This window comes from Stenotrophomonas acidaminiphila (genome assembly GCA_002951995.1).
Lineage (GTDB): Bacteria > Pseudomonadota > Gammaproteobacteria > Xanthomonadales > Xanthomonadaceae > Stenotrophomonas > Stenotrophomonas acidaminiphila_A.
In genome coordinates, this window is sequence record CP019797.1 from 1,041,280 (window position 1) to 1,068,056 (window position 26,777).

Sequence of the window (26,777 nt, forward strand, 5' to 3'; positions counted from 1 at the left end):
TGCGGCCCGCCATCGGGCAGGCGAAGAAGGCGGCCATGGGCCGCCTTCTTCGTTCCGGTGCCGGCGCGCTGCGAGGGCGTTACGGCGTGACCGCTCCAGCTCCGGCTGGCGCCGGTGCGGGTGCCGTGGGACGCTTCGCGCCCGGCCTCGCCAGTGCGTACATCTGCCAGGCGATGTCCTTGAGCAGCGCCTGGCGGTCCTCGCCGTCGGCATACAGGTCGAAGTGGGTGCGGTCCGGCACGAAGCGGAAATCCGAGCGGGCGCCCACCCCGTCCAGCGCCGCCTTCAGCCGCCGCGCGGCACCGTCCAGGTAGAAGTTGTCGGCGGTACCCACATAGACGTGCAGCTTGCCGTCCAGGTCGGGTTCCAGCCGCGGCCAGTCGCGGCGGATCCGCGCCGCGATGTCGTAGTGCTCGCGCCAGTACGCCACCACCTGCGGGTCGACCTGGCCGGTGCCGCGGTCGAACATCGGCATCGGCCGGCCGTCGGCGCCACGTGGCGAGAACACCCACTCGAACGAGGCCAGCTGGCCACCTACCGGGCCGGTCACTTCCTCCAGTTGCGCGAACTGCTGGAAGCTGGCCACCACCTTGCCCTGGTTGCGCACCAGGGGCCAGGGCTGGCCGTCGGCACGGCGGTAGACGTTGGCACCGGCCGTGTACAGGTCGATGCCGCTGAAGTCGTGGAAATCGCTGGAATCGGGCGCGGTGGCCCAGGCGCCGCCGAACAGCGCCGGATAACGCACCTGCAGCCACAGCGCGGCCCAGCCGCCGGAGGAATGACCGTTGAGAAAGCGCCCGGAGGCGTTGCCGTCCATCCGGTAGTCGCGCTCCAGCTGCGGGATCAGCTCCCCGGTCAAGGCCTGGCCCCAGGGGCCGTTGTTGACCGAATCGGCGAATTCGTGGGTGCCGGTCGCGCTGGATTGATCCAGCAGCACCCAGATCATCGGCGGCAGTTCGCCGGCGAGCATGCCCTGGTAGACGCTGGCCGCGGTGCCCACCAGCTTGCGCTGGTTGCCGGTGAAGCCATGGGTGTAATAGACCGCCGGATAGCGCGCCTGCGCGGCGGCATCGTAGCCGGGCGGCAGCACCACCCAGCCACGCATGTGGATCGGCCGGCCCCAGAATGCGCTCAGCGCCGGGCTGGTGAAATCGATCTCCCGGGTGGCGGCCCTGGCCGCGGGCGCCGCCTGGCGGACGGCCTCGGGGAGGCGTCCGGACAGTTCCCAGGGATCGCCGGCGGCGGCTTCCCGCTGGTCCAGCAGCAGCGTGACGGCGGGGGCTCCCTTGCCCAACACGACCCGGGTCGGCGCGCTCAGCAGGTCGTCGTGGCCGCGGCCGGCATAGTTGTTGTCGCGTTGGGTATCGAGCACCGCCTGCACGTAGTACGTGCCATCGGCCAGCTGCGGGAACGGCGCCGGCCAGGCCAGGGTTTCGGTGTCCACCGGCAGCGCCTGGCCGGGCGCGATGCGGGCAATGTCCATGCCCGCGACGGTGGCGTGGGTGCCGGCGAACAGGCTGGCCTCGACCGCAGGCACCTTGCCGTCCCTGGCGCGTGCTTCGGCGGTTGCGGCCGGCTCGGCGTACAGCAGCAGCCGGCCGGACGCGCCGGCCGCGGCGTCCGCGGGCAACTGCACGCGGATCTGGCCGGCGTGCGCCAGCGCGCACAACAACAGCAGGCCGATGGCATGGACCGCGCGCAGCGGCATCGGAGCGGACATGGAGCGCATCGCAGACTCCCGCATCTGTGAGTCCGCAGTGTGCGGCATGCGGACGGCGGGGTAAAACCGGCGTTGGCCGGGCGCCGGCGCGCGCCACGGGATATCCGCTCATGCATCCGGGTTATCGGCTGATCACCACGGATCAGCAGTAACCGTTGCAACCAGCGGCCATGGCCGGCAGCGGCTCGGCTATGGTCATGGGCCACCCCTGCATCGAGCCTGTGATGTCCGCGCCGAACTGGAAGCCTGAAACCATCGCCGTGCACGGCGGCTACCGACCCGACCCGACCACCCGCGCGGTGGCGGTGCCGATCTACCAGACCGTGGCCTATGCCTTCGACGACACCCAGCACGGTGCCGACCTGTTCGACCTCAAGGTGCAGGGCAACATCTACACCCGGATCATGAACCCCACCACCGACGTGCTGGAGCAGCGCATCGCCGCGCTCGAAGGCGGCGTCGGCGCGCTGGCACTGGCGTCCGGGCAGGCGGCCATCACCTACGCGATCCAGACCATCGCCGAGGCCGGCGACAACATCCTGGCCTCCAGCGCGCTGTATGGCGGTACCTACAACCTGTTCGCGCACACGCTGCCGCAGTTCGGCATCCAGACCCGTTTCGCCGACTACCGCGATCCGCAGGCGTTCGCGGCGCTGATCGATGAGCGCACCAAGGCGGTGTTCGTCGAGTCCATCGGCAACCCGCGCGGCAACATCACCGACATCGAGGCCATCGCCGCGATCGCGCATGCGCACGGCGTGCCGCTGATCGTCGACAACACCGTGGCCACGCCGTACCTGCTGCGCCCGTTCGATTTCGGCGCCGACATCGTGGTGCATTCGCTGACCAAGTACCTGGGCGGGCATGGCACCAGCCTGGGCGGGGCGATCGTCGATTCGGGGCGTTTTCCCTGGGCCGAGCACCGGCAGCGGTTCCCGCGCCTGAACACGCCGGACGTGAGCTATCACGGCGTGGTCTACACCGAGGCGCTGGGGCCGGCCGCCTACATCGGCCGCGCGCGCGTGGTGCCGCTGCGCAACACCGGCGCGGCGATCTCGCCGTTCAACGCCTTCCAGATCCTGCAGGGCATCGAGACCCTGGCGCTGCGCATGGACCGGATCAACAGCAACACGCTGGCGGTCGCGGCCTTCCTGCAGCGGCACCCGAAGGTGGCGTGGGTGAACTACGCGGCGCTGCCCGACCACCCCGAGCACGCGCTGGTGCGCAAGTACCTGCGCGGGCACGGCTCGGGGGTGCTGACCTTCGGCCTGCCGGGCGGCCGCGAGGCCGGCGCGCGGTTCCTCGACGCGCTGCAGCTGTTCACCCGGCTGGTCAACCTGGGCGACGCCAAGTCGCTGGCCACGCACCCGGCCTCCACCACCCACCGCCAGCTCGACGCGGCCGAGCTGGAAAAGGCCGGGGTGACGCTGGACACGGTGCGGCTGTCGGTCGGCATCGAGCACATCGACGACCTGCTGGCCGACCTGGAACAGGCGCTGGCGCAGGCCTGAGCGCGGGAGTTCAACGGGCCCCCGAGCTCCCCGGGCGCGGGTGGCGCGCGTCCGCTGCGCCACCCGCCGCCGTGCATCGCGCAGGCGGCCTTACCAGGCGATGGTGAAGCGCTGGCGCAGGTGCCGCGGCTGCTCCAGTTCGTCGACCACGGCCACGGCCAGGTCGGCCGGGCTGATGGTGCCGGGGCCGTCGGCGGCCATCAGCGGGGTGTCGCTGCCGGTGCGGTAGCGGCCGGTGCGCGCGGTCGGGCCACCGGCGTGGAAGCCCACCGGCGGGCTGAGGAAGGTCCAGTCCAGTGCGGATTCGCCCTTCAGGTCCTCCAGCGCGTCGCGCGCGGCGCGGGCGCCATCATGGAACGCCGGCGGGAAATCCGGCGTGTCCACCAGCTGCACGCCGTCGGCGGTGTACAGGCTGCCGGCGCCGCCCACCACCAGGTAGCGCTTGACCCCGGCGGCCTTGGTGCCGGCGACGATCGCGCGCGAGCCCTGCATGAAGTCGTGGTAGATGTCCGGGTTGTCCCAGCCGGCGTTGTAGGCGCTGAGCACCGCGTCGCTGCCGGCCACGGCGGCCTGCACCTGCGCGGGGTCCTGCACGTCGGCACGGACTACGCGCAGGTGGTCGCGCGTGGCGAGTTTTTCCGGGTGGCGGGCCAGCGCGGTGACCGCGTGGCCACGCGCCAGCAGTTCCTCGAGCAGGGCGCGGCCGACGAAGCCGGTGGCACCGATCAGGGCGACGTTCATGGCGATTCCTCGTGTGGATGGCAGGCCCCCAGTGTCCTCCCGGCGTGGTGGCGGCGGCAGTCCCCGGGGCCCACAATCACCTTGAAGCCGCGCTTCACGATGGCGCGGCGGCAGGAGGGGGCAGTGGAGAATCTCAGGCGCATGGCGCTGTTCGCGCAGGTGGTCCGGCACGGCTCGATGAGCGCCGCGGCGCGGGCGCTGGGCATGAGTACGTCGGCGATCAGCCAGCAGGTGCGCGCGCTCGAACAGGAGGCCGGCGTGGCGCTGCTGCACCGTTCGACCCGGCAGCTGTCGCTGACCGACGTCGGCGGCCGCTACTACGCGGCCTGCGCGCGCCTGCTGGATGCCGCCGGCGAGGCCGCGGCCGAGTTGTCGGCGGCGCGCCATGCGCCCAGCGGCGAATTGCGCCTGTCCGCGCCGCTGGGCATGGCCGACCATGTCGGGCCGGCACTGGGGGCGTGGCTGCGCGACCACCCGCAGCTGCGGCTGCACCTGCATTTCGAGGATGGCTGGACCGACCTGGTGCAGGCCCGCATCGACCTGGCGCTGCGCTTCGGCCGGTTGCCGGACAGCGACTGGATGGCGCAGCCGCTGGGGACCCTGCAGCGCTGGGCCTGCGCCGCGCCGGACTGGTTGCGGCGGCATGGCCCGCCGGCCGACCCGCTGCAGGTGCCGGCCAGCGAATGGCTGGGCCTGGCCCAAGTGCCCGGGCTGGCGTGGCGGCACCGCGCCTCCGGCCAGGAGCGGCAGGTGCCGGCGCATCCGCGCCTGGTCAGCCACAACCAGCCGGCGGTGCGCCAACTGTGCGTGTCCGGACTGGGCGTGGCGGTGCTGACCAGCCTGGACGTCATGCCGCTGCTGGCGGACGGCCGGCTGCTGCGGCTGCTGCCCGACTGGGACATCCCGGCGCTGCCGGTGTGGGCGGTGACCCCGCACCGGCAGACCCAGCCGGCCAAGGTGCGCCAGGCGATCGAACGGCTGGGCGATTACCTGGCGCGCCTTCCCGGCGCCGTCGCTGGCACGGCCTGAGCGCTCCCGGCGGCGCGGGGCCGTCAGTGGGCGGTGGCGCCCACGCGCAGCGCCCGGTACGGCGGCGTAGCCATGACCATTTCCGCCAGCGAGTGCGCCAGCTCGCGCTCGGCCAGCACCGTGCCGTCGGCGCCGTGCTCGAGCAGGTGCTTGACCTCGGCATCGCTGTGCGCGCGCGCCAGCAGGGTCAGGTTGGGGTTGATCGCGCGCAGCTTGGCCAGCGCTTCGCCGGCCTCCAGCGGCTGCGGGATGGCGAGGATGGCGATGCTGGCGCGTTCCGGATGGGCTTCGGCCAGCACCAGGTCGGCGGCGGCGCTGCCGCGGATGCCGGGAATGCCGGCGGCGTGCGCGCGCTCGACATGGTCGCGGTTGTCGTCGATCACCAGCACCGGCACGCCGCGGTCGCGCAGGACCTGCGCCAGGGTGCTGCCGACCCGGCCGTAGCCGATGACGATGGCGTGGTCGTGCAGGTCCAGCGACGGCCCGGGCGGGATGTCCGGTGCTTCCGGCACCGGCAGGGCTTCCTTGTGCCGCGCCTGCCAGCGGTCGAGCAGGCCGAACACCAGCGGGTTGAGCATGATCGACACCAGCGCGCCGGCCAGCACCAGCGACTGCCCGGTGCCGGGCAGGATCTTCAGCGCCACGCCAAGCCCGGCGATGATGAAGGCGAACTCGCCGATCTGTGCCAGCGACGCGGAAATGGTCAGCGCGGTGGCCTTGGAATGGCCGAACGCGCGCACGATGAAGAACGCCGCGGCCGACTTGCCGAACATGATGATCGCCACCGTGGCCAGCACCTGCCACGGGTGCTCGACCACGATCATCGGGTCGAACAGCATGCCCACCGAGACGAAGAACAGCACCGCAAACGCATCGCGCAGCGGCAGCGAATCGTGCGCCGCCTTGTGGCTCAGCTCGGACTCGTTGAGCATCATGCCGGCGAAGAACGCGCCCAGCGCGAACGACACGCCGAACAGCGCGGCCGCGCCGAATGCCACGCCCAGCGCGATGGCCAGCACCGCCAGGGTGAACAGTTCGCGCGAACCGGTACCGGCGATACGCTCCAGGATCCACGGGATCACCCGGCGCCCGACCAGCAGCATCACCGCCACGAAAAGGCCCAGCTGCACGAAGGTCCAGCCGATCGACGCCAGCACGCTGCCGAGGCTGTGGCTGCGGCCCTGCGCCTCGGGGCCGAACACCCCGGCGATCACCGGCATCATCACCAGCGCCAGCACGCAGGCCAGGTCCTCGACGATCAGCCAGCCCACCGCGATCTTGCCGCGGGTGGTCTCCAGCAGGCGGCGTTCCTCCATGGCCCGCAGCAGCACCACGGTCGAGGCGGTGGCCAGCGAGAAGCCGAAGATCACCCCGTGCAGCGGCGGCCAGCCCATCAGCGTGGCCACGCCCCAGCCCAGTACCGTGGCCACCGCGATCTGGCCGATGGCGCCGGGAATGGCGATGGCCTTCACCGCCATCAGGTCCTTGAGCGAGAAATGCAGGCCGACGCCGAACATCAGCAGCATCACCCCGATCTCGGCCAGCTGGTTGGCCAGCGCCTGGTCGGCGACGAAGCCCGGCGTGAACGGCCCGACCACCACCCCGCGACCAGATAGCCCACCAGCGGCGACAGCCGCAGCCGGTTGGCCAGGGCGCCAAGCACGAAGGCCAGGCCCAGGCCGATGGCGATCATGTTGATCAGGGCGGTGTCATGGTGCATCGGAACTCGCAGGCAGGGGGATGGGAGGATTCTACGGGTGCCTCCGGCGCAGACAAGGAAACCGCGCGGAAAACACGGTGTCGCGCGCGGAAAAGCAAATGCCCCGGTTTCCCGGGGCATTTGCCGACGCCTCAGGCGCGCGCGCCGCTTACCACTTGTAGCCGATGCGGCCGTAGACATAGGCGCCGTTGAAGCCGGCCGGCGCGTAGTTGCTGTACGGCATCTGGCCCCAGGCGTTGACGCTGGTGAACGCGGGGTTGACCTTGTCCGGGTGCGAATCGAGCACGTTGTCCGCGCCCACGGTCAGCGTCCACTGCGCGCTCGGCTTGAAACTGGCCGACACATCCAGCACCCACTGCGGGTCGTAGCTCTGGTCGAACGCCGGGTTGGTCTGGCGCACGGTGAAGCGGCCATAGCGGGTGGCGTTGAGGCCCACGCTCCAGCGGTCCGCGCTCCAGGTGCCGCCGACGATGGCCTTGTCACGCGGGAAGGCGTCCTCCAGCCGGCCGATCTCGTCGCGGCCCACCAGCGGCGTGGTCAGGCCCAGCCCGGTCAGCACGGCCGGCGACGGCGCCAGCCGCTTCACCTCGGTGGTGTTGTAGCTGTAGCTGGCGGTCAGGTCCAGGGCGCTGGCGGCCAGCGGGATGTTGTAGCTGCCGACCACGTCCACGCCGCGGGTGCGGGTATTGGCGGCGTTGTTGAAGTAGCGGAAGGCGGTGACGTTGTTGATCCCCAGCGAGGTCAGCAGGGCGTTGGTCGCCGGGTTGGTGTTGATGGTGGACGACAGCAGGATGCGGTCGTCGATGTCGATCTGGAACGCATCGACGGTCAGGTACAGGCGCTCGGCCGGCTGCAGCACCAGGCCCAGGCTGTAGGAGGTGGAGGTTTCCGCCTGCAGCGGCCTGGAACCCAGCGCCTGCGCCACGACGCTGGTGGCCGGGAAGGTGCCCGACTCGACGAACACGCCGTTGGAGTAGTTGCTGGTGATGACCTGGTAGCTCTGCTGCGCCAGCGACGGTGCGCGGAAGCCGTTGGAAACGGTGGCGCGCAGCGCCACGGTGTCGCTGAACGCATAGCGGGCCGACAGCTTGCCCGAGGTCTTGCTGCCGAAATCCGAGTAGTCCTCGTAGCGCACGGTGGCGCCGGCCGACAGCCTGTCGGTCAGGTCGGCTTCGAGGCCGGCGTACAGCGCGTAGTTGTGGCGGTCGGCGTGCACCGCGTTGATCGGGGTGAAGCCGCCGAAACCCTGCGCGCCGCTGCCGAAATAGGAGTTCGGTTCGCCCGGCGACTGGTTCCACTTCTCCTGGCGGTACTCGGCGCCGAAGGACAGCGTCACCGGGTAGGCCAGGCCCCAGTCCAGCGCCTGCGAGAAATCGGCATTGACGATGTTGTGGGTGTATTCCAGCGCGCCGTCACGGAAGCGGGTGGGGCTGGTGGCGCCCAGCGCGTAGTTCATCGTGTTGTCGGTGGCGAAATCGATGCGGCTGTAGCCGTAGTTGTAGCTCACGTCCCAGTTGAGCCCGCCTTCGCTGCTGCCCTTCAGGCCGGCGACCAGCGAACGGTCCTTGAGGTACTGGTTGATCTCCGGGACGAAGCCGTCCGGGTAGAGCAGCTTGGTCGCGGCGTTGTGGTTGCGCGAGCGGTAGAACGCGAACGAGGTGATGTCGCGGTTGCTGGCGATGGCCGTGGCGTAGCCGTGCAGGGTGTCGCTGAAATCGAAGCCGGCATTGGCCGACACGGCGCGGGTGTCCACTTCCGGGTCGCCGACCACGAACGCCTTCACGCCCACGCCCGGCCAGTTGCCGGTGTTCGGCGTCGGGTTGCCCGGCAGGCCGTAGGCGTTGAACGGGCCGGCGCGGTTGGTGCGGTCCTGGTGCGAGAGCTGGCCGGCGAAATGCACCGTGCCGCGGCCGTCGGCGAAGCTGACGCCGGTATCGCCGGAGAGCTGGTACTGGGTACCGTCGCCGGCCGAGTACTGGCCCAGGTCCAGCGCCAGGCTGCCGCCCTTGCCGGCGCCCTTGAGCACGATGTTGACCACCCCGGCGATGGCGTCCGAGCCGTACTGGGCCGAGGCGCCGTCGCGCAGCACTTCCACGCGTTCGATCGCCGCCACCGGGATGGTGTTCAGGTCCACGGCCGAGGAGCCGCGGCCCATGCTGCCGTTGACGTTGAGCTGGCCGGACAGGTGCCGGCGCTTGCCGTTGACCAGGATCAGCACCTGGTCCGGCGACAGCCCGCGCAGCTGCGCCGGGCGCACGCCGCTGGTGCCGTCGGTCAGCGCCGGGCGCGGGAAGTTGAGCGAGGGCAGGGCGCGCGACAGCGCGGTGGCCAGCTCGGTCGAGCCGGTGGCCTGCAGGGCCTCGGGGTGATGATGTCGATCGGCGACTGCGATTCGGCCACGGTGCGGTCGGCCACGCGGGTGCCGGTGACGATCACGGTGTCGAGCGTCTGCGCGCCGGACTGGGCGAAGGCGGGAGCAACCGGGAGGCCGAGGGCGATGGCGACGGCAACGGCGAGCGTACTGGACTTGCGGTTCATCTGTTTGCAGCTCCGGTATGAAGGGGCGGCACCTGCGGCGACGGAAGGTCCGTCACGGTGGGGTGGTGCGGTGCGCCATCATGGGTTAATGGAATTTTTACGTTGTGTCAAATGCCGCGGTGTCTGCCTATATCGTTGCTTTTGAAAGCATTTCGACCGGGATGCGCGGCGCGGGCGGTGGCGGGGGAGGGCGACCCGCGGGGTGATCCGTGCGCGGGAAGCGTCAGTCAAGTATTCGTTAACGCTAGAATCGCGTCGCAGGAATGTTGCTTAGGTGCACATTCCGTTTCGTTATAACGGACCCCCTCATGATTTCCCTTCGTAATTTCGCCCTGCGCCGGGGCGAGCGCCTGCTGTTGTCCAACGTCGACCTCACCCTGCATGCCGGCTACCGCGTGGGCGTGGTGGGGCGCAACGGCGCTGGCAAGTCCAGCCTGTTCGCCGCGGTGCGCGGCGAGCTGGAAGCCGACAAGGGGGACGTGTCGCTGCCGGGCAAGATCCGCATCGCCGACGTGGCCCAGGAAACCCCGGCGCTGCCCGACCGCGCCATCGACTTCGTGCTCGGCGGCGACGACGTGGTGGCCGCGGTACTGGCCGAGGAAGCCGCGGCGACCGCGCGCGAGGACTGGGAAGCGGTCGCCGATGCGCACCAGAAGATGGCCGAGCTGGGCGCGTACGACGCCGAGGCGCGCGCCGGCAGGTTGCTGCACGGCCTGGGCTTCCCGGCCGAGACCCACGCCCGCCCGGTGGCGGCGTTCTCCGGCGGCTGGCGCGCGCGCCTGAACCTGGCGCGCGCGCTGATGATGCCCAGCGACCTGCTGCTGCTCGACGAACCCACCAACCACCTCGACCTGGACGCGGTGTACTGGCTGGAACAGTGGCTGCTCAAGTACCCGGGCACGCTGCTGCTGATCTCGCACGACCGCGAATTCCTCGACAACGTCGCCACCCACACCCTGCACCTGCACGGCGGCAGCGCGCGGCTGTACACCGGCGGTTACACCGATTTCGAGCGCCAGCGCGCCGAGCACCTGCGCCAGCAGCAGATCGCGCACGAAAAGGAACAGGCCGAGCGCGCCCACCTGCAGAGCTTCATCGACCGCTTCAAGGCACAGGCCAGCAAGGCCACCCAGGCGCAGAGCCGCATGAAGCGCCTGGCCAAGATGACCGGTACCGAGGCGGTGCGCGCCGAGCGCGAATTCCGCATCGAGTTCTCCGAGCCGGCCAAGCTGCCGTTCTCGCTGATCCGTCTGAACCACGTCGCGGCCGGCTACGGCCAGGACGCGGTGATCCTGAAGGATGTCGGCTTCGGCCTGGAGGCGGGCCAGCGCGTGGGCCTGCTCGGCCCGAACGGCGCCGGCAAGACCACCCTGGTCAAGACCCTGGTGGGCGACCTGCCGCCGCTGGCCGGCGAGCGCAGCGCGCACCCGGACATGAAGATCGGCTACTTCGCCCAGCACACGGTGGAGTCGCTGCGCGAGGGCGCCACGCCGATGGACCACTTCCGCGAGATCGACCCGGACGGCGTCAACCAGAACTTCCGCGACTTCCTCGGCAAGTGGAACTTCCCCGGCGACCGCGCGTTCGAGCCGGTGGACGGTTTCTCCGGCGGCGAGCGCGCGCGCCTGGCGCTGGCGCTGATCGCCTGGCAGCAGCCCAACGTGCTGCTGCTCGACGAGCCGACCAACCACCTGGACCTGGAAATGCGCGAGGCGCTGGCCGAGGCGCTGAGCGTGTTCGAGGGCGCCATCGTCATGGTCTCGCACGACCGCCACCTGATCGGGCTGGTCTGCGACACCTTCTGGCGCGTGGCCGACGGCGTGGTCGAGCCGTTCGCCGGCGACCTCGACGAGTACGCCGCGTGGCTGCGCACCCGCGCCAGCGCGCAGGGCGCGCGCAGCAAGGCCGACCGCGCCGACAAGGGCGCAAAGCCGGCCGAACCGGCGCCTGCGCCGGTGGCCGCGCCGCCGGTGCCGGCGAAGAAGCCGGTCAACCCGCACAAGCTGGAGGCGGCCGAGAAGAAGGTCGAGCAGCTGGGCGCGGCGCTGGCCGATATCGACCGCCAGCTGGCCGACCCGGGCAACTACGCCGATGCGGCGAAGATGGGCCGGCTCGGCAGCGAGCGCGAGGTGCTCGCGCAGCAGCTGGAGCAGGCCGAAGCAGCGTGGATGGAGCTGCTCGACTAGGCGCTGCGGTCGGCCACCGGGTCGGCCGCTATGCGTGGCCCTGCGCCTGCAGCCACTGGCGGAAGCGCCGCAGTGGCTCGCGTTCTTCGCGCGAGCGCAGCCGCGTGAGCCAGTAGCGGCCCAGCGACAGGGTCTGCGCGAAGGGCTGCAGCAGGCGCCCGTCGGCCAGGTCCTGCTCGAACATGCGCAGCGGCAGCAGCGCCACCCCGGCACCCGCCGCGGCGGCGCTGGCCAGGGCCAGCGAGGAATCGAACACCGGTCCGCGCGCTTCCACCCCGGCCACCCCCGCGGCCTGCAGCCAGCACGGCCATTCGTCGTTGCGGTAGGAGCGCAGCAAGGGCACCCCCGCCAGGTCGCGCGGCTGTCGCAGGCGCCGCGCCAACGTGGGCGCGCAGACCGGCGCGAACGGCGCATCGAGGATCGGCGTGCAGGCCTGGCCCTGCCAGTCGCCGTTGCCGAAGCGGATCGCCAGGTCCAGCCCTTCGCCGGCCAGGTCGATGCGGTTGTTGTGGGTCTGCAGGCGCAGTTCGATATCCGGGTGCGCGGCCTCGAAATCGCCCAGCCGCGGCAGCAGCCAGCCGGTGGCGAAGGTGCCGACCACGCCCACCGTGAGCACTTCCCGGAAACGGCCGCCGGCGAAGCGGTCCAGGGCGATGGCGATGCGGTCGAACGCCTCGGTGAGCACCGGCTGCAGCGCCGCGCCCTCGTCGGTGAGCGCCACCCCGCGTGGCAACCGGTGGAACAGCGTGACCTGCAGGCGGTCTTCCAGGGTGCGGATCTGGTGGCTCAGCGCGGCCTGGCTGACGCACAGCTCCAGCGCCGCGCGGGTGAAGTTGAGGTGGCGCGCGGCCGCCTCGAAGGCGCGCAGGGCGTTGAGCGGCAGCTGGGGGCGGATCATGCCTGAGCCATGAAAGTGGGTGATGGGTGGCCCCATTATTCCCGCACGGAAGGCCGGAATTTCTGGCGTCGCCACAAATAAAACTGATGGCTGCCGATGGTTTTTCGTGCTGGTGGGCGACACGCGCGGCTTTCCATAATCGCGGCCACCCCGCAGGGAGCACCGCATGATCGCCCGCCGCCCGTTCATCGCCCTCGCCGGCGCCGCCCTTGCCGGGATCGTCGCCGGCCCCGTACTGGCCCGCACCGCCGGCGCGGTGGCGCGCCGCCCCGCGACGCCCGGCTTCGACGCCCTGGAGGCCGAAAGCGGCGGGCGCCTGGGCGTGTGCCTGTGGCATCCGGCCAGCGGGGCCCGCTTCGGCCAGCGCATGGACGAGCGTTTCCCGATGTGCAGCACCTTCAAGTTCCTGCTGGTCGCCGCGGTCCTGCACCGGGCCGCGCAGGGCCGGCTGTCGCTGGACCGGCGGGTAGCGGTGCGGGCCTCGGACCTGATCGCCCATTCGCCGGTAAGCGCGCGCCATGTCGACAAGGACCTGGGCGTGCGCGACCTGTGCCGGGCGACGCTGACCACCAGCGACAACGCCGCGGCCAACCTGCTGTTGCCGCTGGTCGACGGACCGGCCGGGTTGACCGCGTTCCTGCGCGCGCAGGGCGACGCGGTGACCGTCGCCGCACGCTACGAGCCCGACGCCAACCGCTTCGCCCCCGACGACCCGCGCGACACCACCAGCCCGGCGGCCATGGCCGGCAACCTGCAGCGTTTCGTATTCGGGCAAGCGCTGGACGCGGCGTCGCGCCAGCAACTGGCCGATTGGCTGATCGACAACCAGACCGGCGACGCGCGCCTGCGCGCGGGGCTGCCGGCGGGCTGGCGGGTGGGCGACAAGACCGGCAGCAACGGCCGCGACACCAGCAACGACATCGCCGTGCTGTGGCCGCGGCGTGGCGGTAGCCCCTGGGTGCTGACCGTTTTCCTGCAGGGTTCCGTGCTCGACGACGCGGGGCGCGACGCCATCCTGCGCCGGGTCGGCGAACAGGCGACCACGTACCTGGGATGAGCCGGGGCGGTGTGCCGGCGGCGGCGCCGCGTGTACCCTGTGCGCCAGTTGGGGAAAGGAAACCGGGCGCATGAGCCGCGAGCTGGTCTACCTGTTGTTGATCTTCGCGCTGCTGGTGATTCCGCGCGCACTGCAGCGCTTCTGCGTACCGGCGCCGCTGACCTGCCTGGTGTTCGGCATCGGCGTGATGCTGTGGCTGGGCGATGGCGCGCACGACCCGGTGGTGGGGCTGCTGGCCACGCTGGGCATTTCCTCGCTGTTCCTGTTCGCCGGCCTCGAGGTGGACCTGAAGGACCTGCGGCGCGGCATGTGGCCATTGCTGGTACACCTGCTGATCCGCAGCCTGACCCTGGCCGGGGTGGCCTGGCTGGGCTGGCGCTACGGCGGCCTGCAGTGGCAGGCGGCGGGGTTGCTGGCGCTGGCGCTGCTGACGCCATCGACCGGCTTCATCATGGATTCGCTCGCGCGCCTGGGGCTGGACGAGGCGGAACGGTTCTGGGTGAGCAGCAAGGCGATCGCTGGCGAACTGCTGGCGCTGGCGGCGTTGTTCGTGGTGCTGCAGGCCGGCGATCCCGCGCACATGGCGCTGTCCAGCCTGGTGCTGCTGGCGATGATGGTCGGCCTGCCGCTGCTGTTCGTCGGCCTCGGCCGCTGGGTGGCGCCGCATGCGCCGGGCTCGGAGTTCTCGCTGCTGGTGATGGTCGGCCTGCTCGCGGCCTACATCACCTATTCGCTGGGCGTGTACTACCTGGTGGGCGCCTTCATCGCCGGGCTGGTCGCGCGCCTGCTGCAGCAGCGCATGCCGCTGCTGGCCTCGCACGAGAACCTGCACGCGCTGCGCCTGTTCGCCTCGTTCTTCGTCCCGTTCTACTTCTTCAATGCCGGCACCAAGGTGCCCGGCGACGCGCTCAGCTTCGAGGCGCTGGGGCTGGGCGTGGTGATCACCCTGGTGGTGCTGCCGCTGCGCATCGCGGTGGTCTGGCTGCAGCGGCGGGTGCTGTTCGGCGAGAGCTTCATGTCCAGCCTGCGGGTGTCGCTGGCGTTGTCGCCGACCCTGATCTTCACCCTGGTGCTGGCCGGCATCATGCGCGAACGCTTCGACGCCCCGGCGGTGCTGTACGGCGCGCTGCTGCTGTATGCGGCGTTGAACACGCTGCTGCCGTCGCTGGTGCTGCGCGCGCCGCTGAGCGTGGATCCGCTGGGCAAGGACATCGCGCACGATGCGGACGTGGCGGTGCAGCCGCCCGCGCCGCCGCCGGCAGGCGCCGACCGGCCGGTGCTGATCGACGGCGCGCGGCCGCCTTCCGGCCAGGCGTGAGGTTTCATGGTCGTTCCCCGCTGGCCGGGGAAGGACGCTGATCCCGCCCGCCGCGGTTTCCATTCCCGCGAAGGCAACACCATGCACAGGAAGGTACGCCCGACCCGAAGGGGTGAGAGGTCGGGTCCGGGCAACGCGCCGACGCGGTTGCCCGGGTGCTGCGGATTCCCGCGACGATGGTGCGCAAGGGGGCATCAGGCCGGCGACGGCCCGCCGGATCGCCGCCGCCCGAACGTTGCCGCGCGCCCCGCCGCCGCGCCGGGCGACCGCCACGGCTTGCCGCCGCCGGAGGCAACGGCTAGGGTCGGGGCATGAAGCGCTCTTTTCCCGCAGGCCTGCTGCCGCTGTTGCTCGTCCCGGTCGCGTCGATGGCGGCGCCGGCCGCCCCCGCCGCCGACACCGGCGCCGCCGGGTTCCTGGCGGCCCTGGCCCAGCATTGCGGGCAGGCGTTCGCCGGCCGCGTGGTGGCCAACCGGCCGGCAAGCGCCACGCCCGATCCCTTCGAAGGCCAGGCCCTGGTGATGCACGTGCGCGGGTGCGACGCACCGGCGCAGGAGCTGCGGGTGCCGTTCCACGTCGGCGAGGACCGGTCGCGGACCTGGGTGCTGACCCGCGTCGGCGATCGCCTGCGGCTGAAGCACGACCATCGTCATGCCGATGGCAGCCCGGACAAGGTCACCCTCTACGGCGGCGATACCCGTGAGCCGGGTACCGCACGGCGGCAGGCGTTCCCGGTGGACGCCGCGTCCGTGGCGATGTTCGGGCGCGAGGGCCTGGCCGGGTCGCTGCGCAACACCTGGGCGATGGAAATCGAGCCGGGGCGGCGCTTCCTGTATGAACTTTCGCGGCCGGACGGGCGCCTGTTCCAGGTCGAGTTCGACCTCACCCGCCCGGTGGACGCACCGCCGCCGCCGTGGGGCGCCGATGCCGCCGCCACGGAAAAGGGCGCCTGACCGGCGCCCTTCGTTCCGATCCGATGGCGGCCCTCAGCGCGCGCCGAAGCGCGCGCGGCAGCCGCCGTTCACCCATACGCTGTTGCCGTTGTAGCCCCAGTTGCGGCCTTCCACGCACTGGGTCCGGGACAGCTGCTGGATCAGTACCGGGCGGCCCTGGCGACGTTCCCAGGCGCAGGAACGCATGCGGTTGTCCTCGCTGCTGCACTCGATGCTGTAGTTGGAACCGCCCCAGTTGCCACCGTTGCCACCGCCCCAGCCGCCACCGCGGCCCTCGGCGAACTCGGCGCGGCAGCCGTCGCTGACCCACACCGCGCCATTGCTGCTGCCCCAGCTGTGGCCTTCGATGCACTGCGACTTGGACAACTGCCGCACCAGCGTGGCGCGGCGCCAGTCGGTGCGGCACACGCGCTGGCGGTTGTCGTTGCTCTCGCAGCGGATGGTCTGGCCGTTGCCGGCATTGCCACCGCCCCAGCCGCCACCCCAGTTGCCGCCACGGCCTTCGGCGAACTCGGCGCGGCAGCCATTGTCGACCCACACGCTGCCGTTGCCGCTGCCCCAGTTGCGGCCTTCCACGCACTGGGTATTGGACAGCTGGCGCACCAGCACCGCGCCGCGCCAGCCGGTGTTGCACACGCGCTGGCGGTTGTCGTTGCTCTCGCAGCGGATGGTGTCGCCGTTGCCGCCCCAGTTGCCGTTGCCGCCGCCGTTGCTCCAGCCACCGCGGCCCGGGCCGAAGTCGGCGCGGCAGCCGTTGCCGACCCACACCGTGCCGTCGCGGCTGCCCCAGTTCTGCCCCTCGATGCAGCGGGTGCTGGACAGCTGGCGCACGATGATGGCGTCGCGCCAGCCGGTATTGCAGACCTGCTGGCGGTTGTTGATGCTCTCGCAGCGCACCGCCGCCACGGTGCCCGGGCCGTTGCCATAGGGCGATTGCGCGGCGGCGCCGGGGGCGAGCAGGGCACCCGGCAGGAGGGCGGTGAGTCCGGCGAGCAGCAGCGGGCGGTTCATGGCGGCGTCCCTGTTCAGGTTTGGATGGGCGAACTATAGGAAGAGTCTGGCTTAAGCGGGCGTGACTGCGGCGCGGATTTGCTCCGCTCGCCGGCCGGCCGCAAAATAGCCGGCTCGCCGGCACCCTCCCGCGCCGGTATTCCCCTGCGGAGCTTTCCATGCGTACCCACTTCTGCGGCCTGGTCGACGAGACCCTGATCGGCCAAACCGTGACCCTTGCCGGCTGGACCGACGTTGCCCGCAACCAGGGCGGTGTGTGCTTCATCGATCTGCGCGACCACGAGGGCATCGTGCAGGTGACGGTGGAGATCGACAACGCCGAGGTGTTCGCGGTGGCCGCGTCGCTGGGCTACGAAGACGTGCTGCAGGTCGAAGGCGTCGTGCGTGCCCGCCACGCGGTCAACGACAAGATGCGCACCGGCAGGGTGGAAGTGATCGCCAGCCGCATCACCGTGCTCAACAAGGCCGCGCCGCTGCCGTTCCACGCCCACGAGAACCCGGGCGAGGACACCCGCCTGAAGTACCGCTACCTGGATCTGCGTCGTCCGGAGATGCAGCGCATGCAGCGCACCCGCATCAAGCTGGTGCAGGCGCTGCGCCGGCACCTGGACGCGCGCGGCTTCCAGGACATCGAGACCCCGATCCTGACCAAGGCCACCCCGGAAGGCGCGCGCGACTTCCTGGTGCCGGCACGCATGCACCCGGGCGAGTTTTACGCGCTGCCGCAGAGCCCGCAGCTGTTCAAGCAGATCCTGATGGTGGCCGGCTTCGACCGCTACTACCAGATCGCGCGCTGCTTCCGCGACGAGGCGCTGCGCGCCGACCGCCAGCTGGAATTCACCCAGCTGGACATGGAGTTCGCCTTCGTGCGCGAGCGCGACGTGCAGGACTTCGTCGAGGACATGATCCGTTCGATCTTCAGGGAAGTGGTCGCCGTCGAGCTCGACGCGCAGTTCCCGCGCATGACCTGGGCCGAGGCGATGCGCCGCTACGGCTCGGACAAGCCGGACCTGCGCATCGACCTGGAACTGGTCGACGTGGCCGCGCTGGTCAAGGACAGCGGGTTCGCGGTGTTCACCGCCGCGGCCAACGACGCCGACGGCCGCGTGGCCGCGCTGCGCATCCCCGGTGGCGCAGCGCTGAGCCGCAAGCAGATCGACGAGTACGCCGCGCACGCCGCCAAGTACGGCGCCAAGGGCCTGGCCTACATCAAGCTCGCCGACAACGGCGAGGTCAGCTCGCCGATCCAGAAGTTCTTCAGCGATGACGCCTTCGCCGCGCTGCTCAAGCATGTCGGCGCCGGCAACGGCGACATCGTGTTCTTCGGCGCCGGTGGCTACAACAAGGTGTCCGACTTCATGGGCGCGCTGCGGCTGAAGGCCGGCAAGGACTTCGGCAGGGTCGCCGAGGGCTGGCGCCCGCTGTGGGTCACCGATTTCCCGATGTTCGAATGGGATGACGAGGAGCAGCGCTACGTCGCCCTGCATCACCCCTTCACCGCGCCGGCGGTGGACGACGTCGCCGACCTGCGCGCCAATGCCCGCACCGCGGTGTCGCGCGGCTACGACATGGTGCTCAACGGCAACGAGATCGGCGGCGGTTCGATCCGCATCCACCGCCCGGAGATGCAGAGCGCGGTGTTCGAACTGCTCGGCATCGGCGCCGAGGAAGCGCGCGCCAAGTTCGGCTTCCTGCTGGACGCGCTGAACTACGGCGCGCCGCCGCACGGTGGCATCGCTTTCGGCATCGACCGCATCGCCGCGCTGATGGCCGGCACCGAGTCGATCCGCGACGTGATCCCGTTCCCGAAGACCACCGGCGCGCAGTGCCTGATGACCGACGCGCCGTCGCCGATCGCCGACGCGCAGCTGGCCGAAGTGCACGTGCAGGTGCGTCCGCAGCCGGCCAAGGGCTGAGCGGCCGATGGCCGGCGTCATCCGTCGCGCATCGCCCGACGACGCCGGCGTGCTGTGCGCGCTGGCCGAGCGTACCTTCGTGGAGACGTTCGGCCACCTGTACCCGCCGCAGGACCTGGCCGATTACCTGGCCAGCGCCTATCCGCCGGAGCTGCAGCGCCGCCAGCTGCAGTCGGGCGAGTACGCCGCCTGGCTGCTGGAGGTGGGCGACGAACCGGTCGGCTTCGCCTTCGCCGGCCCCTGCGGCCTGCCACATGCCGACGCCCGTCCCGGCGATGGCGAGCTCAAGCGTCTGTACGTGCTCCGCGGCCACCAGGGCGGCGGCTGGGGTGGCAAGCTGTTCGCGGCGGCCGAGCAATGGCTGCTGGGCGCCGGCCCGCGCACGCTGTGGATCGGGGTGTGGTCGGAGAACTTCGGTGCGCAGCGCTTCTACGCCCGCCACGGCTTCGACAAGGTCGGCGAGTACGACTTCCCGGTCGGCCGCACCCGCGACCGCGAGTTCATCCTGCGCCGTCCCGCGCCCGGCGTGTGATTCCGTAGCCCGGTGCCCGCTCAGCGGGCCTTGCCGAGCACATGCGCGCCGTCGGCGGTGTGGTGTTCGGGAATGCCGTAGACCTCGCCCAGCGCCTGGATGAAACCCTCCACGTCCTCGCCACGGAACACCCCGCTGACGCGGTAGGACGCCAGTCCCGGATCGGCCAGCAGCACCGGTTTGAAGCTGTAGCGGCCGAACTCGGCCACCGCTTCCGGCAGCGGCGTGTCGTTGAACACCAGCCGCCCGGACAGCCAGCCCGGCGCCGAGCCCGCCGCCACCGCCGCGTCCGTCACCTGCAGGCGCTGCGCGGCCATGCGCGCGCGCTGTCCCGGGACCAGCACGCCCAGCCGCGTGGCCGGGTGCGCGGCGCCGTCGCCTCCACGCAACTCGACGCTGCCCTCGTACAGGGTCACGTCGGCGGCCGCGCCGAGCCGCGAGACCTCGAACTGGGTGCCCAGTGCGCGCACGCTGCCGGCGGCGGTCTGCACCACGAACGGGCGTTCGCTGTCGCGTGCCACGCGGAAAAAGGCGCGGCCACCGTCCAGCCGCACCGAACGACCGCGCGGGTCATAGCGCACCTGCACCCGCGTGTCCGCGTCCAGGTCCACGCGGGTGCCGTCCTCGAGCTGCAGCGAACGGCGCTCGCCGATGGCGGTGCGGTAGCTGCTTTCGACAGCGCGCGGCGGCAGCAGCAGGGCCGCCAGGCCGGCGGCGCAGGCCAGCACCAGCGCGGCCGCCGCGGCGACCGGCCAGCGCCGCCGGCGCGGCGTGCGGCGCGCGGCCATGCGCGGGCGCGGCATGCGCACCGCAAGCTCGGGTGCGGTGGCGAACTCGCCCAGCGACGACCACAGCGCCTCGATGCGGCCATACGCGGTGCGGTGCACCGGGTCGGCGTGCAGCCATTGCTGCCAGGCCTGGCGGTCGCGCTCGCTGGCGTCGTCGGCACGCATGCGGACGAACCAGGCGGTCGCCTGTTGCTCCACGAGGTTGCTGCCGTCGTGGGCGGAAGTGTCCGGTCTGCTCATGTGTCCGCCAGTCGCGACTGCAGGTGCAGCAGTGCGCGCATCATGTGTTTTTCCACCGCGCTCACGCTCACCTGCAGTTGCAGCGCGATGGCGGCATAGGTCATGCCTTCGTAGCGCTGCAGCAGGAATACCTCGCGGCAGCGCGGTGGCAGTTCGTCCAGCGCCGACAGGAACTGCTGCAGCCGCTCCCTGCCTGCGTAGACGTGATACCCGGCCGGCTCCTCACTGGGCAGCTCGTGCACGCTGGCATCGAGTGGCTCGTGCTGCCCGGCGTGGTGGCTGCGGTCGCGGCGGAAGCGGTCGCGCAGCAGGTTGGAGGCGATGCGCAGCACGTAGGCCTCGGCGTTGTCCACCCGCGTCGGCGAGCGCGCCAGGCGGATCAGCGCCTCCTGCGCCAGGTCCTCGGCATCGGCATCGTGCTGCAGATGGCGGCGGAAGTAGCGCAGCAGCATGGGACGGAAGTGGCGGACGTGGTCCGGCTCCCAGCGCATGGCCAGTACCTGGTCTGCGGTGAACGGCGGCATCGCGAAGGAACCCCGGGCGGATGACCCGCCGACGGTAAGCGCTGGCGCCGCACCCGCGCAACCGTGCGGTGGCCGGGTGAGGTATGCGCATCGCGCTGCGTCTGCGAAGAGGGGAGCCTGGCACAGGCCGCCATCCGACATCGCTTGGGGGAAACCATAGATGAGAAATACCGCACGGGCGTCGAACCGCCCCGGCCGCACCATCGTCGCCAGCGCGCTGGCCACGGCACTGGGCCTCTCGCTGCTGGGCATGGCGCCGGCCTCCTTCGCGCAGCCGGCGGCCACGCACCAGTTCGCCGTCGCCAGCCAGCCGCTGGGCGACGCGCTCAACCGCCTGGCCGAAACCGCCGGCGTGCAGATCATGGTGCCGCCGGACCTGGTCCGCGGCCACACCGCGCCGGCGCTGAGCGGCCAGTACACCGTGCAGCAGGCACTGGACCGGTTGCTGGCCGGGACCGGGCTGGTCCACCGCAGCACCCGCGGGGGCGTGATCACGCTCGCGCGCGCGCCGGCACCCGCCGCGGCGCCGCGGCCGTCGCCGCCGGCCGCGGCGGCCAAGCCCGCCGACACCCAGGAACTGGCGGCGGTGCAGGTCACCGGCTCGCGGATCAAGCGCGCCGAGGTGGAAGGCCCTTCGCCGGTGATGGTGATCTCGGCCCAGCAGATCGAGAACGAAGGCCACGCCACCGTGTTCGAGGCGCTGGAAACCCTGGTCATGGCCGGCGGCGCGGTGGAGACGGAGCTGTCCGGGGGCTTTTCCGCCAACGCGCACCCGCTCAACCTGCGCGGCCTCGGGCCGGGGCGTTCGCTGTTGCTGATCGATGGCCGTCGTGCCGCCGACTATCCGTTTCCCTACGGCGGCCGCAGCAACTTCCAGAACTTCGGCAACATCCCCTCCGGCGCGGTCGAGCGCATCGAGGTGCTGGCCGGCGGCGCATCCGCCATCTACGGTGCCGATGCCGTGTCCGGCGTGGTCAACGTGGTGCTCAAGCGGGGCTACGAGGGCGACGTCTTCAAGCTGCGCGGCGGTACCAGCACCATGGGCGGCCGCGATCGCGCCGACCTGCAGTGGACCGGTGGTCGCAGCGGCGACGACTGGAGCGTGACCTACGCATTGCAGTACTACGAACAGGAGCTGCTCTATGGCTTCCAGCGCGACGATTGGGACCTGCGCCGGAACCCGGCGGCGGACCCGCGCATCGGCCCCGAGCCGACTTCCATGCTGCGCATCCGCCGCGGTGGCACCAGCAGCAGCAACCCGCTGATCGCGCTGCCGGACGGGACCTGCCAGAAGTGGGGCGGCGAGTTCGTCGACTGGACCTACCGCCGCATCAGCGGCGGCAATGTACAGACGCTGGGCAATGCGTGCGGCAGCTGGAACGACGAGCGCTACGTGCACCTGAGCAAGGGCAAGGAGGAGGCCGCCGCCTACGTGTTCGGCACCTACGATTTCAACAGCGCGCTGCAGGGCTGGGCGTCGCTGCAGGTGTGGGATTCCAGGGCCGAATCGCTGGGCGGCTTCGAGAGCATCACCGGGCCGCACACCGACGGTGTGGGGCGCCGCGGTGACTTCTACGATCCGCAGTTCGGCGGGGTGATCGCCCCGACCCGCTATCTGTCGCCGGTGGATCTGGGCGGCGTGGCGGAGATGAACCAGCACTACAAGGAGCGTTCGGTGGACCTGGCCATCGGCCTGCGCGGGCGCCTGGCCGAACGCTTCGACTGGGACGCCACCCTGAGCCGCGCCGAGTACGACTTCGAGCGCACCCGCCGGCGCATGGTCGGCAACCTGGTCAACGACTTCTTCTTCGGCCCCCAACTGGGCACCACGTCCAAGGGCGTGCCGATCCACCAGCTGAACCTGGAGCGCTGGCTGCGGCCGCTGACGCCGGACGAATATGCCTCGATTTCCACCCTGGCCCGCTACGAGGCCCGGTCGTGGGTGAGCACCGGCAGCTTCGTGCTCACCGGCGACCTGTTCCCGCTGCCGGCGGGGCCGCTGGGGATGGCGGTCGTGCTGGAGGCCAGCCGCCAGGGCTACGACCTGGACAGCGACCCGCGGGTGCAGCCCGGCGTGGTGCAGCTGTACAACCTGACCGGGACCAACGGCGGCGGCGAGCGCGACCGCTACGCCGCCGGCGTCGAGTTCAGCATCCCCATCGTGGACACGCTGAAGGCGAGCCTGGCGGGCCGCTTCGACAAGTACGACGACATCACCGACGTCAACGACGCCAAGACCTGGAACGCCGGGCTGGAGTGGCGCCCGTTCGACGCGTTGCTGGTGCGCGCCAGCCACGCCACCAGCTTCAAGGCGCCGGACATGCACTGGGTGTTCAGCGAGGGCAGCGGCAGTTACGGCAACAGCGTCGATCCGTGGCGCTGCATCGCCGGCGGCGCCAACCCGGGGTGCTCGGGCTACAGCTATTCCATGTTCTCGGTCACCCGCGGTGATCCGGCCCTGGAGGAGGAAACCGGCAAGTCGTGGAGCGCCGGTTTCGTGTGGGACATCGCCGACGGCCTGTCGGTCAACGCCGACTACTGGAACATCGAGTTGAACGGCGCGCTCGAGCGTCTTTCCAACGCCGCCATCCTCGAGGGCGAGGCCGGTTGCCGCACCGGGCGCAAGCTCAACGGCCAGCCCTTCGACTTCGCGGCCGACTCGGGCTACTGCCAGCTGATCACCAGCCTGGTCACGCGCACCCCGGAGGAGGGCCAGGCGATCGGCCGCGTCACCGAGATCCGCTCGCTGCCGATCAACCAGTCGTACCGGCGCGTGGCCGGCATCGACGCCGGGGTCAACTGGCGCCTGCAGACGGCGCGGCTGGGGCGCTACAACCTGCGCCTGAACTGGTCGCACACGCTGGCATCCGAACGTCAGGTGCAGGCCACCGACCCGGTCCAGGAGGACTGGCGCGACGACCCGGACAACCTGGATTTCCGGAGCCGCATCACCACCGGCGTGGACTGGCGGCTGGGCGACTGGTCGGCCGGCGTGTTCGGTACCCGCTACGGCAGCCTGCCCAAGTACGGCGGGGTCGGGCGCACCGGCGTGCACTTCCTGTGGAATGCCAACGTCGGCCGGCAGATCACCGACAAGGCGGCGCTGAAGCTGTACGTCAACAACGTGTTCAACAGCCTGCACCCGCACGACGAGACCAACAGCAGCTTCCCGTACTTCTACGAGGTCTACAGCCCGGTGGGCCGGGAGGTGGCGGTGCAGTTCGAGTACCGGCTGCACTGAGGCGCCGCCGTGCGCGGAGCGCCCCGTGCCGGGGTGTTCCGCGCACCATGCGTCGATGCTGGGTGATGACGTCCGCCGCAGCGATGCGGGACACTGGCGGCATGAGTACCGTGTCCGCAGACAAGTCCCGCGTGATCGTGCTGCACGGCATCTGGAACGCGCGGGCGTGGGTGGGGCCGCTGGCCTGGCGGCTGCGCGCGCGCGGGTTCCAGGTCGGCGTGTTCGGCTATCCCAGCGTGTTCGGCGGGCCCGACGTGGCGGTGCCGTCGCTGATCGAGCGGTTGCGCGGGCAGGGCCCGGTGTCGCTGGTCGGCCACAGCCTCGGCGGGCTGGTCGCGCTCGAAGCGCTGCGCCAGGCACCCGAACTGGACGTGCCGCGGGTGGTCTGCGTGGGCTCGCCGCTGTGTGGCAGCGAAACCGCGCGTGCGCTGGCCGGGCATGGCTGGGCGGTGGCGCTGGGACGCAGCGGCGGCCTGTTGCAGCACGGCCTGCCGGCCTGGCACGGGCGGGCACAGGTCGGGCTGGTGGCCGGCAGCGTGCCGCATGGGCTGGGGGCGCTGATGGGCGCGCTGCACGGCGATTCCGACGGCACCGTGGCGCTGGCCGAAACCCGCCTGCCGGGCCTGGCCGACCACTGCGTGGTGGCGGCGAGCCACAGCGGGCTGGTGTTGTCGCCGCGGGTGGCGGCGCTGGTCGCCACGTTCCTGCGCCATGGGCGCTTCGGCGCGGCCGCCGGGCAGCGGGCGGCCTGACGGGGCGGCCTGCGGGGATCGGGTAGAATCCGCCTCTTGTTCCCTACAGATGTACGGTAGATCCCCATGGGTAGAGGTCCCTCCATCGAAGCCCGCAAGAACGCGTCGGACGCGAAGCGCGGCAAGATTTTCACCAAGATCATCCGCGAGATCGGCGTGGCCGCGCGCGGCGGTGGAGGCGACCCCAACAACAACCCGCGGCTGCGCGTGGCCATGGACAAGGGCCTGGCCGCGAACATGTCCAAGGACGTGATCGAACGCGCCATCAAGAAGGCCACCGGCGAGCTGGAAGGCGTCGAGTACGAGGAAGTACGCTACGAGGGCTACGCCCCGGGCGGCGTGGCAGTCATCGTCGACTGCCTCACCGACAACCGCGTCCGCACCGTGGCCGACGTGCGCCATGCGTTTTCCAAGTGCGGCGGCAACATGGGCACCGAAGGCTCGGTGGCGTTCATGTTCAAGCGCCTGGGCGTGCTGACCTACGCGCCGGACGCCGGCGATGCAGCCGCGTTTGAAAGCCGCATCACCGAGGCGGCCATCGACGCTGGCGCCGACGATATCGTCGTGTATCCGGACGACGGCTCGATCGACGTGGTCACCGCGCCGGAGAATTTCCAGCAGGTGAAGGCGGCGATGGAGGCGGCCGGGCTGGCGCCCGACCACGCCGAGATCACCTTCCGCGCCGACAACGACATCGCCGTGGCCGGCGATACCGCGCTGCAGGTGAAGAAGCTGCTGGACATGCTCGAGGACCTGGACGACGTGCAGGACGTGTACTCCAACGTCGACCAGGCCGGGCTGGAGCGGGCCTGACGGCGCGCCCGCGTCCCGTCACGTGAGACGGCGGCCGGCGAAGATGGCCGCCGTTTCCTCCTTCCGGCCGCCATGGCAATGACCCGCATCCTCGGCATCGACCCCGGCTCGCAGCGCACCGGCATCGGCATCATCGAAATCGATGCCGGCGGCCGCGCGCGCCATGTCCACCACCAGCCGCTGGTACTGCTGGGCGCGGCCGATTTCGCCCAGCGCCTGAAGCGGCTGGTGCACGGGGTGCATGCGCTGATCGACGAGTACCGGCCACAGGAAGTGGCCATCGAAAGGGTGTTCATGGCCAAGAACGCCGATTCGGCGCTCAAGCTCGGCCAGGCGCGCGGCGCGGCGCTGTGCGCGGTGGTGCTGCGCGACCTGCCGGTCAGCGAGTACGCTGCCACCGAGATCAAGCTGGCGGTGGTGGGCCGCGGCGGTGCCGAGAAACAGCAGGTGCAGCACATGGTGGGGTTGATGCTGGGCCTGCAGGGCAGGTTGCAGGCCGACGCCGCCGACGCGCTGGCCGTGGCCATCACCCATGCGCACGTGCGCGCCACGGCCGGACGGCTGGGCGTGGACGTGCGCTCTGCCTGGAGTCGCAAATGACCGTTTTTGTTGGCCATGCTGGTGCATGCCGCGGGCTCCGGCCCCTGGCCCCGGGTTCGCGGAGGGCGTTGCCGTGATCGGTCGCCTGCGTGGCATCCTGGCGCACAAGGCCCCGCCGTGGCTGGTGATCGACGTGGGCGGCGTCGGCTATGAGCTGGAGGCGCCGATGAGCACCTTCTACGACCTGCCCGACATCGGCCGCGAGGTGGTGCTGTTCACCCACTACGCGCAGAAGGAGGACAGCGTGTCGCTGTACGGCTTCCTGCGCGAGGGCGAGCGGCGCCTGTTCCGCGACGTGCAGAAGGTCACCGGCATCGGCGCGAAGATCGCGCTGGCGGTGCTGTCCGGTGCCAGCGTGGATGAGTTCGGCCGGCTGATCCAGGCCGGAGACATCACCGCGCTGACCCGCATTCCCGGCATCGGCAAGAAGACCGCCGAGCGCATGATCGTGGAACTGCGCGACAAGGCCGCCGACTTTGCCGGTGGCGGTGCGCCGGTGGCCGGGCCGCTGGCCACCGACCCGGTGTCCGAGGCGACCGTGGCCCTGCAGCAGCTGGGCTACAAGCCGGCCGAGGCGGCGAAGATGGCGCGCGACGCGGCAACCGACGGCGACGATGTCGCCATGGTGATCCGCAAGGCGCTGCAATCGGCGCTGCGCTGACCCCACTCCCCTTCATTACCGGGCGACC

19 protein-coding genes and 2 pseudogenes are annotated in these 26,777 nt (G+C 71.0%); 13 read left to right on the forward strand and 8 right to left on the reverse strand.

Translation table 11 applies throughout. From position 1 onward, the window contains the following. Nucleotides 1–79: 79 nt before the first annotated feature. On the reverse strand, nt 80–1,744 hold the full coding sequence (locus B1L07_04630; protein ID AUZ54511.1) for an enterochelin esterase: 1,665 nt from the start codon (nt 1,742–1,744) through the stop codon (nt 80–82). A 200-nt stretch (nt 1,745–1,944) separates the two neighbouring features. Between B1L07_04630 and B1L07_04635 the strand changes: the two genes are divergently transcribed. Beyond that, nucleotides 1,945–3,231: an O-acetylhomoserine aminocarboxypropyltransferase gene (locus tag B1L07_04635; GenBank protein AUZ56454.1), complete on the forward strand. Its 1,287-nt coding sequence runs from the start codon at nt 1,945–1,947 to the stop codon at nt 3,229–3,231. A 90-nt stretch (nt 3,232–3,321) separates the two neighbouring features. Here B1L07_04635 and B1L07_04640 read toward each other — a convergent pair whose 3' ends face one another. Next, entirely contained in the window at nt 3,322–3,972 is a 651-nt protein-coding gene (locus tag B1L07_04640) for a histidine kinase (GenBank protein AUZ54512.1), read from the reverse strand. Between the two features lie 123 nt (nt 3,973–4,095). On the opposite strand from B1L07_04640, the gene B1L07_04645 reads away from it, so the two are divergent. Then, complete coding sequence (locus B1L07_04645) at nt 4,096–5,001, forward strand: LysR family transcriptional regulator (protein AUZ56455.1); 906 nt, start codon at nt 4,096–4,098, stop codon at nt 4,999–5,001. 23 nt (nt 5,002–5,024) lie between these two features. Here the strand turns inward: B1L07_04645 and B1L07_04650 are convergent. Both B1L07_04650 and B1L07_04655 read right to left on the reverse strand, forming a co-directional pair. Further along, nucleotides 5,025–6,721: pseudogene (locus B1L07_04650) on the reverse strand (Kef family K(+) transporter). Between the two features lie 148 nt (nt 6,722–6,869). Further along, a pseudogene (locus B1L07_04655) lies at nt 6,870–9,259 on the reverse strand (ligand-gated channel). Between the two features lie 308 nt (nt 9,260–9,567). Between B1L07_04655 and B1L07_04660 the strand changes: the two are divergent. After that, nucleotides 9,568–11,445 carry an ABC transporter ATP-binding protein gene (locus B1L07_04660; protein ID AUZ54513.1) on the forward strand — a complete coding sequence of 626 codons (1,878 nt, stop codon included), beginning with the start codon at nt 9,568–9,570 and terminating at the stop codon, nt 11,443–11,445. Nucleotides 11,446–11,473: 28 nt separating this feature from the next. Here B1L07_04660 and B1L07_04665 read toward each other — a convergent pair whose 3' ends face one another. After that, nucleotides 11,474–12,343 carry a LysR family transcriptional regulator gene (locus B1L07_04665; GenBank protein ID AUZ54514.1) on the reverse strand — a complete coding sequence of 290 codons (870 nt, stop codon included), beginning with the start codon at nt 12,341–12,343 and terminating at the stop codon, nt 11,474–11,476. A gap of 166 nt (nt 12,344–12,509) precedes the next feature. Here B1L07_04665 and B1L07_04670 point away from each other — a divergent pair, with 166 nt between their 5' ends. The 3 genes from B1L07_04670 (at nt 12,510) to B1L07_04680 (ending at nt 15,671) form a co-directional block, all read left to right on the forward strand. Continuing rightward, on the forward strand, nt 12,510–13,400 hold the full coding sequence (locus tag B1L07_04670; GenBank protein ID AUZ54515.1) for a class A beta-lactamase: 891 nt from the start codon (nt 12,510–12,512) through the stop codon (nt 13,398–13,400). 70 nt (nt 13,401–13,470) lie between these two features. Continuing rightward, the gene (locus B1L07_04675) at nt 13,471–14,718 is read left to right on the forward strand and encodes a sodium:proton antiporter (GenBank protein ID AUZ54516.1); all 1,248 of its coding nucleotides are present in this window, start codon (nt 13,471–13,473) and stop codon (nt 14,716–14,718) included. 311 nt (nt 14,719–15,029) lie between these two features. Beyond that, on the forward strand, nt 15,030–15,671 hold the full coding sequence (locus B1L07_04680; protein ID AUZ54517.1) for a hypothetical protein: 642 nt from the start codon (nt 15,030–15,032) through the stop codon (nt 15,669–15,671). A gap of 33 nt (nt 15,672–15,704) precedes the next feature. On the opposite strand, the gene B1L07_04685 is transcribed toward B1L07_04680, so the two are convergent. After that, entirely contained in the window at nt 15,705–16,682 is a 978-nt protein-coding gene (locus B1L07_04685) for a hypothetical protein (GenBank protein AUZ54518.1), read from the reverse strand. 158 nt (nt 16,683–16,840) lie between these two features. Between B1L07_04685 and B1L07_04690 the strand changes: the two genes are divergently transcribed. Together B1L07_04690 and B1L07_04695 are read left to right on the forward strand one after the other, a co-directional pair. After that, entirely contained in the window at nt 16,841–18,598 is a 1,758-nt protein-coding gene (locus B1L07_04690) for an aspartate--tRNA ligase (GenBank protein ID AUZ54519.1), read from the forward strand. A gap of 7 nt (nt 18,599–18,605) precedes the next feature. Further along, complete coding sequence (locus B1L07_04695) at nt 18,606–19,130, forward strand: GNAT family N-acetyltransferase (protein AUZ54520.1); 525 nt, start codon at nt 18,606–18,608, stop codon at nt 19,128–19,130. 20 nt (nt 19,131–19,150) lie between these two features. On the opposite strand, the gene B1L07_04700 is transcribed toward B1L07_04695, so the two are convergent. Continuing rightward, nucleotides 19,151–20,158 carry a hypothetical protein gene (locus B1L07_04700; protein AUZ54521.1) on the reverse strand — a complete coding sequence of 336 codons (1,008 nt, stop codon included), beginning with the start codon at nt 20,156–20,158 and terminating at the stop codon, nt 19,151–19,153. Then, a complete protein-coding gene (locus B1L07_04705; GenBank protein ID AUZ56456.1) occupies nt 20,155–20,649 on the reverse strand; it encodes a hypothetical protein in 495 nt (164 codons plus the stop codon). Before B1L07_04705 ends, B1L07_04700 begins: the two co-directional genes overlap by 4 nt. Before the next feature lie 193 nt (nt 20,650–20,842). Between B1L07_04705 and B1L07_04710 the strand changes: the two genes are divergently transcribed. From B1L07_04710 to B1L07_04730, 5 genes are all read left to right on the forward strand, one after another. After that, nucleotides 20,843–23,923, forward strand: a complete 3,081-nt coding sequence (locus B1L07_04710; protein AUZ54522.1) for a hypothetical protein — start codon at nt 20,843–20,845, stop codon at nt 23,921–23,923. Between the two features lie 101 nt (nt 23,924–24,024). After that, the gene (locus B1L07_04715; protein ID AUZ54523.1) at nt 24,025–24,675 is read left to right on the forward strand and encodes a cobalamin adenosyltransferase; all 651 of its coding nucleotides are present in this window, start codon (nt 24,025–24,027) and stop codon (nt 24,673–24,675) included. Between the two features lie 66 nt (nt 24,676–24,741). Further along, on the forward strand, nt 24,742–25,488 hold the full coding sequence (locus B1L07_04720; GenBank protein ID AUZ54524.1) for a transcriptional regulator: 747 nt from the start codon (nt 24,742–24,744) through the stop codon (nt 25,486–25,488). Between the two features lie 78 nt (nt 25,489–25,566). Beyond that, the gene (locus B1L07_04725) at nt 25,567–26,088 is read left to right on the forward strand and encodes a crossover junction endodeoxyribonuclease RuvC (protein AUZ54525.1); all 522 of its coding nucleotides are present in this window, start codon (nt 25,567–25,569) and stop codon (nt 26,086–26,088) included. Between the two features lie 73 nt (nt 26,089–26,161). Continuing rightward, nucleotides 26,162–26,749 (forward strand): Holliday junction branch migration protein RuvA, encoded by a 588-nt coding sequence (locus B1L07_04730; GenBank protein AUZ54526.1) that lies wholly within the window; start codon nt 26,162–26,164, stop codon nt 26,747–26,749. Nucleotides 26,750–26,777 lie beyond the last annotated feature (28 nt).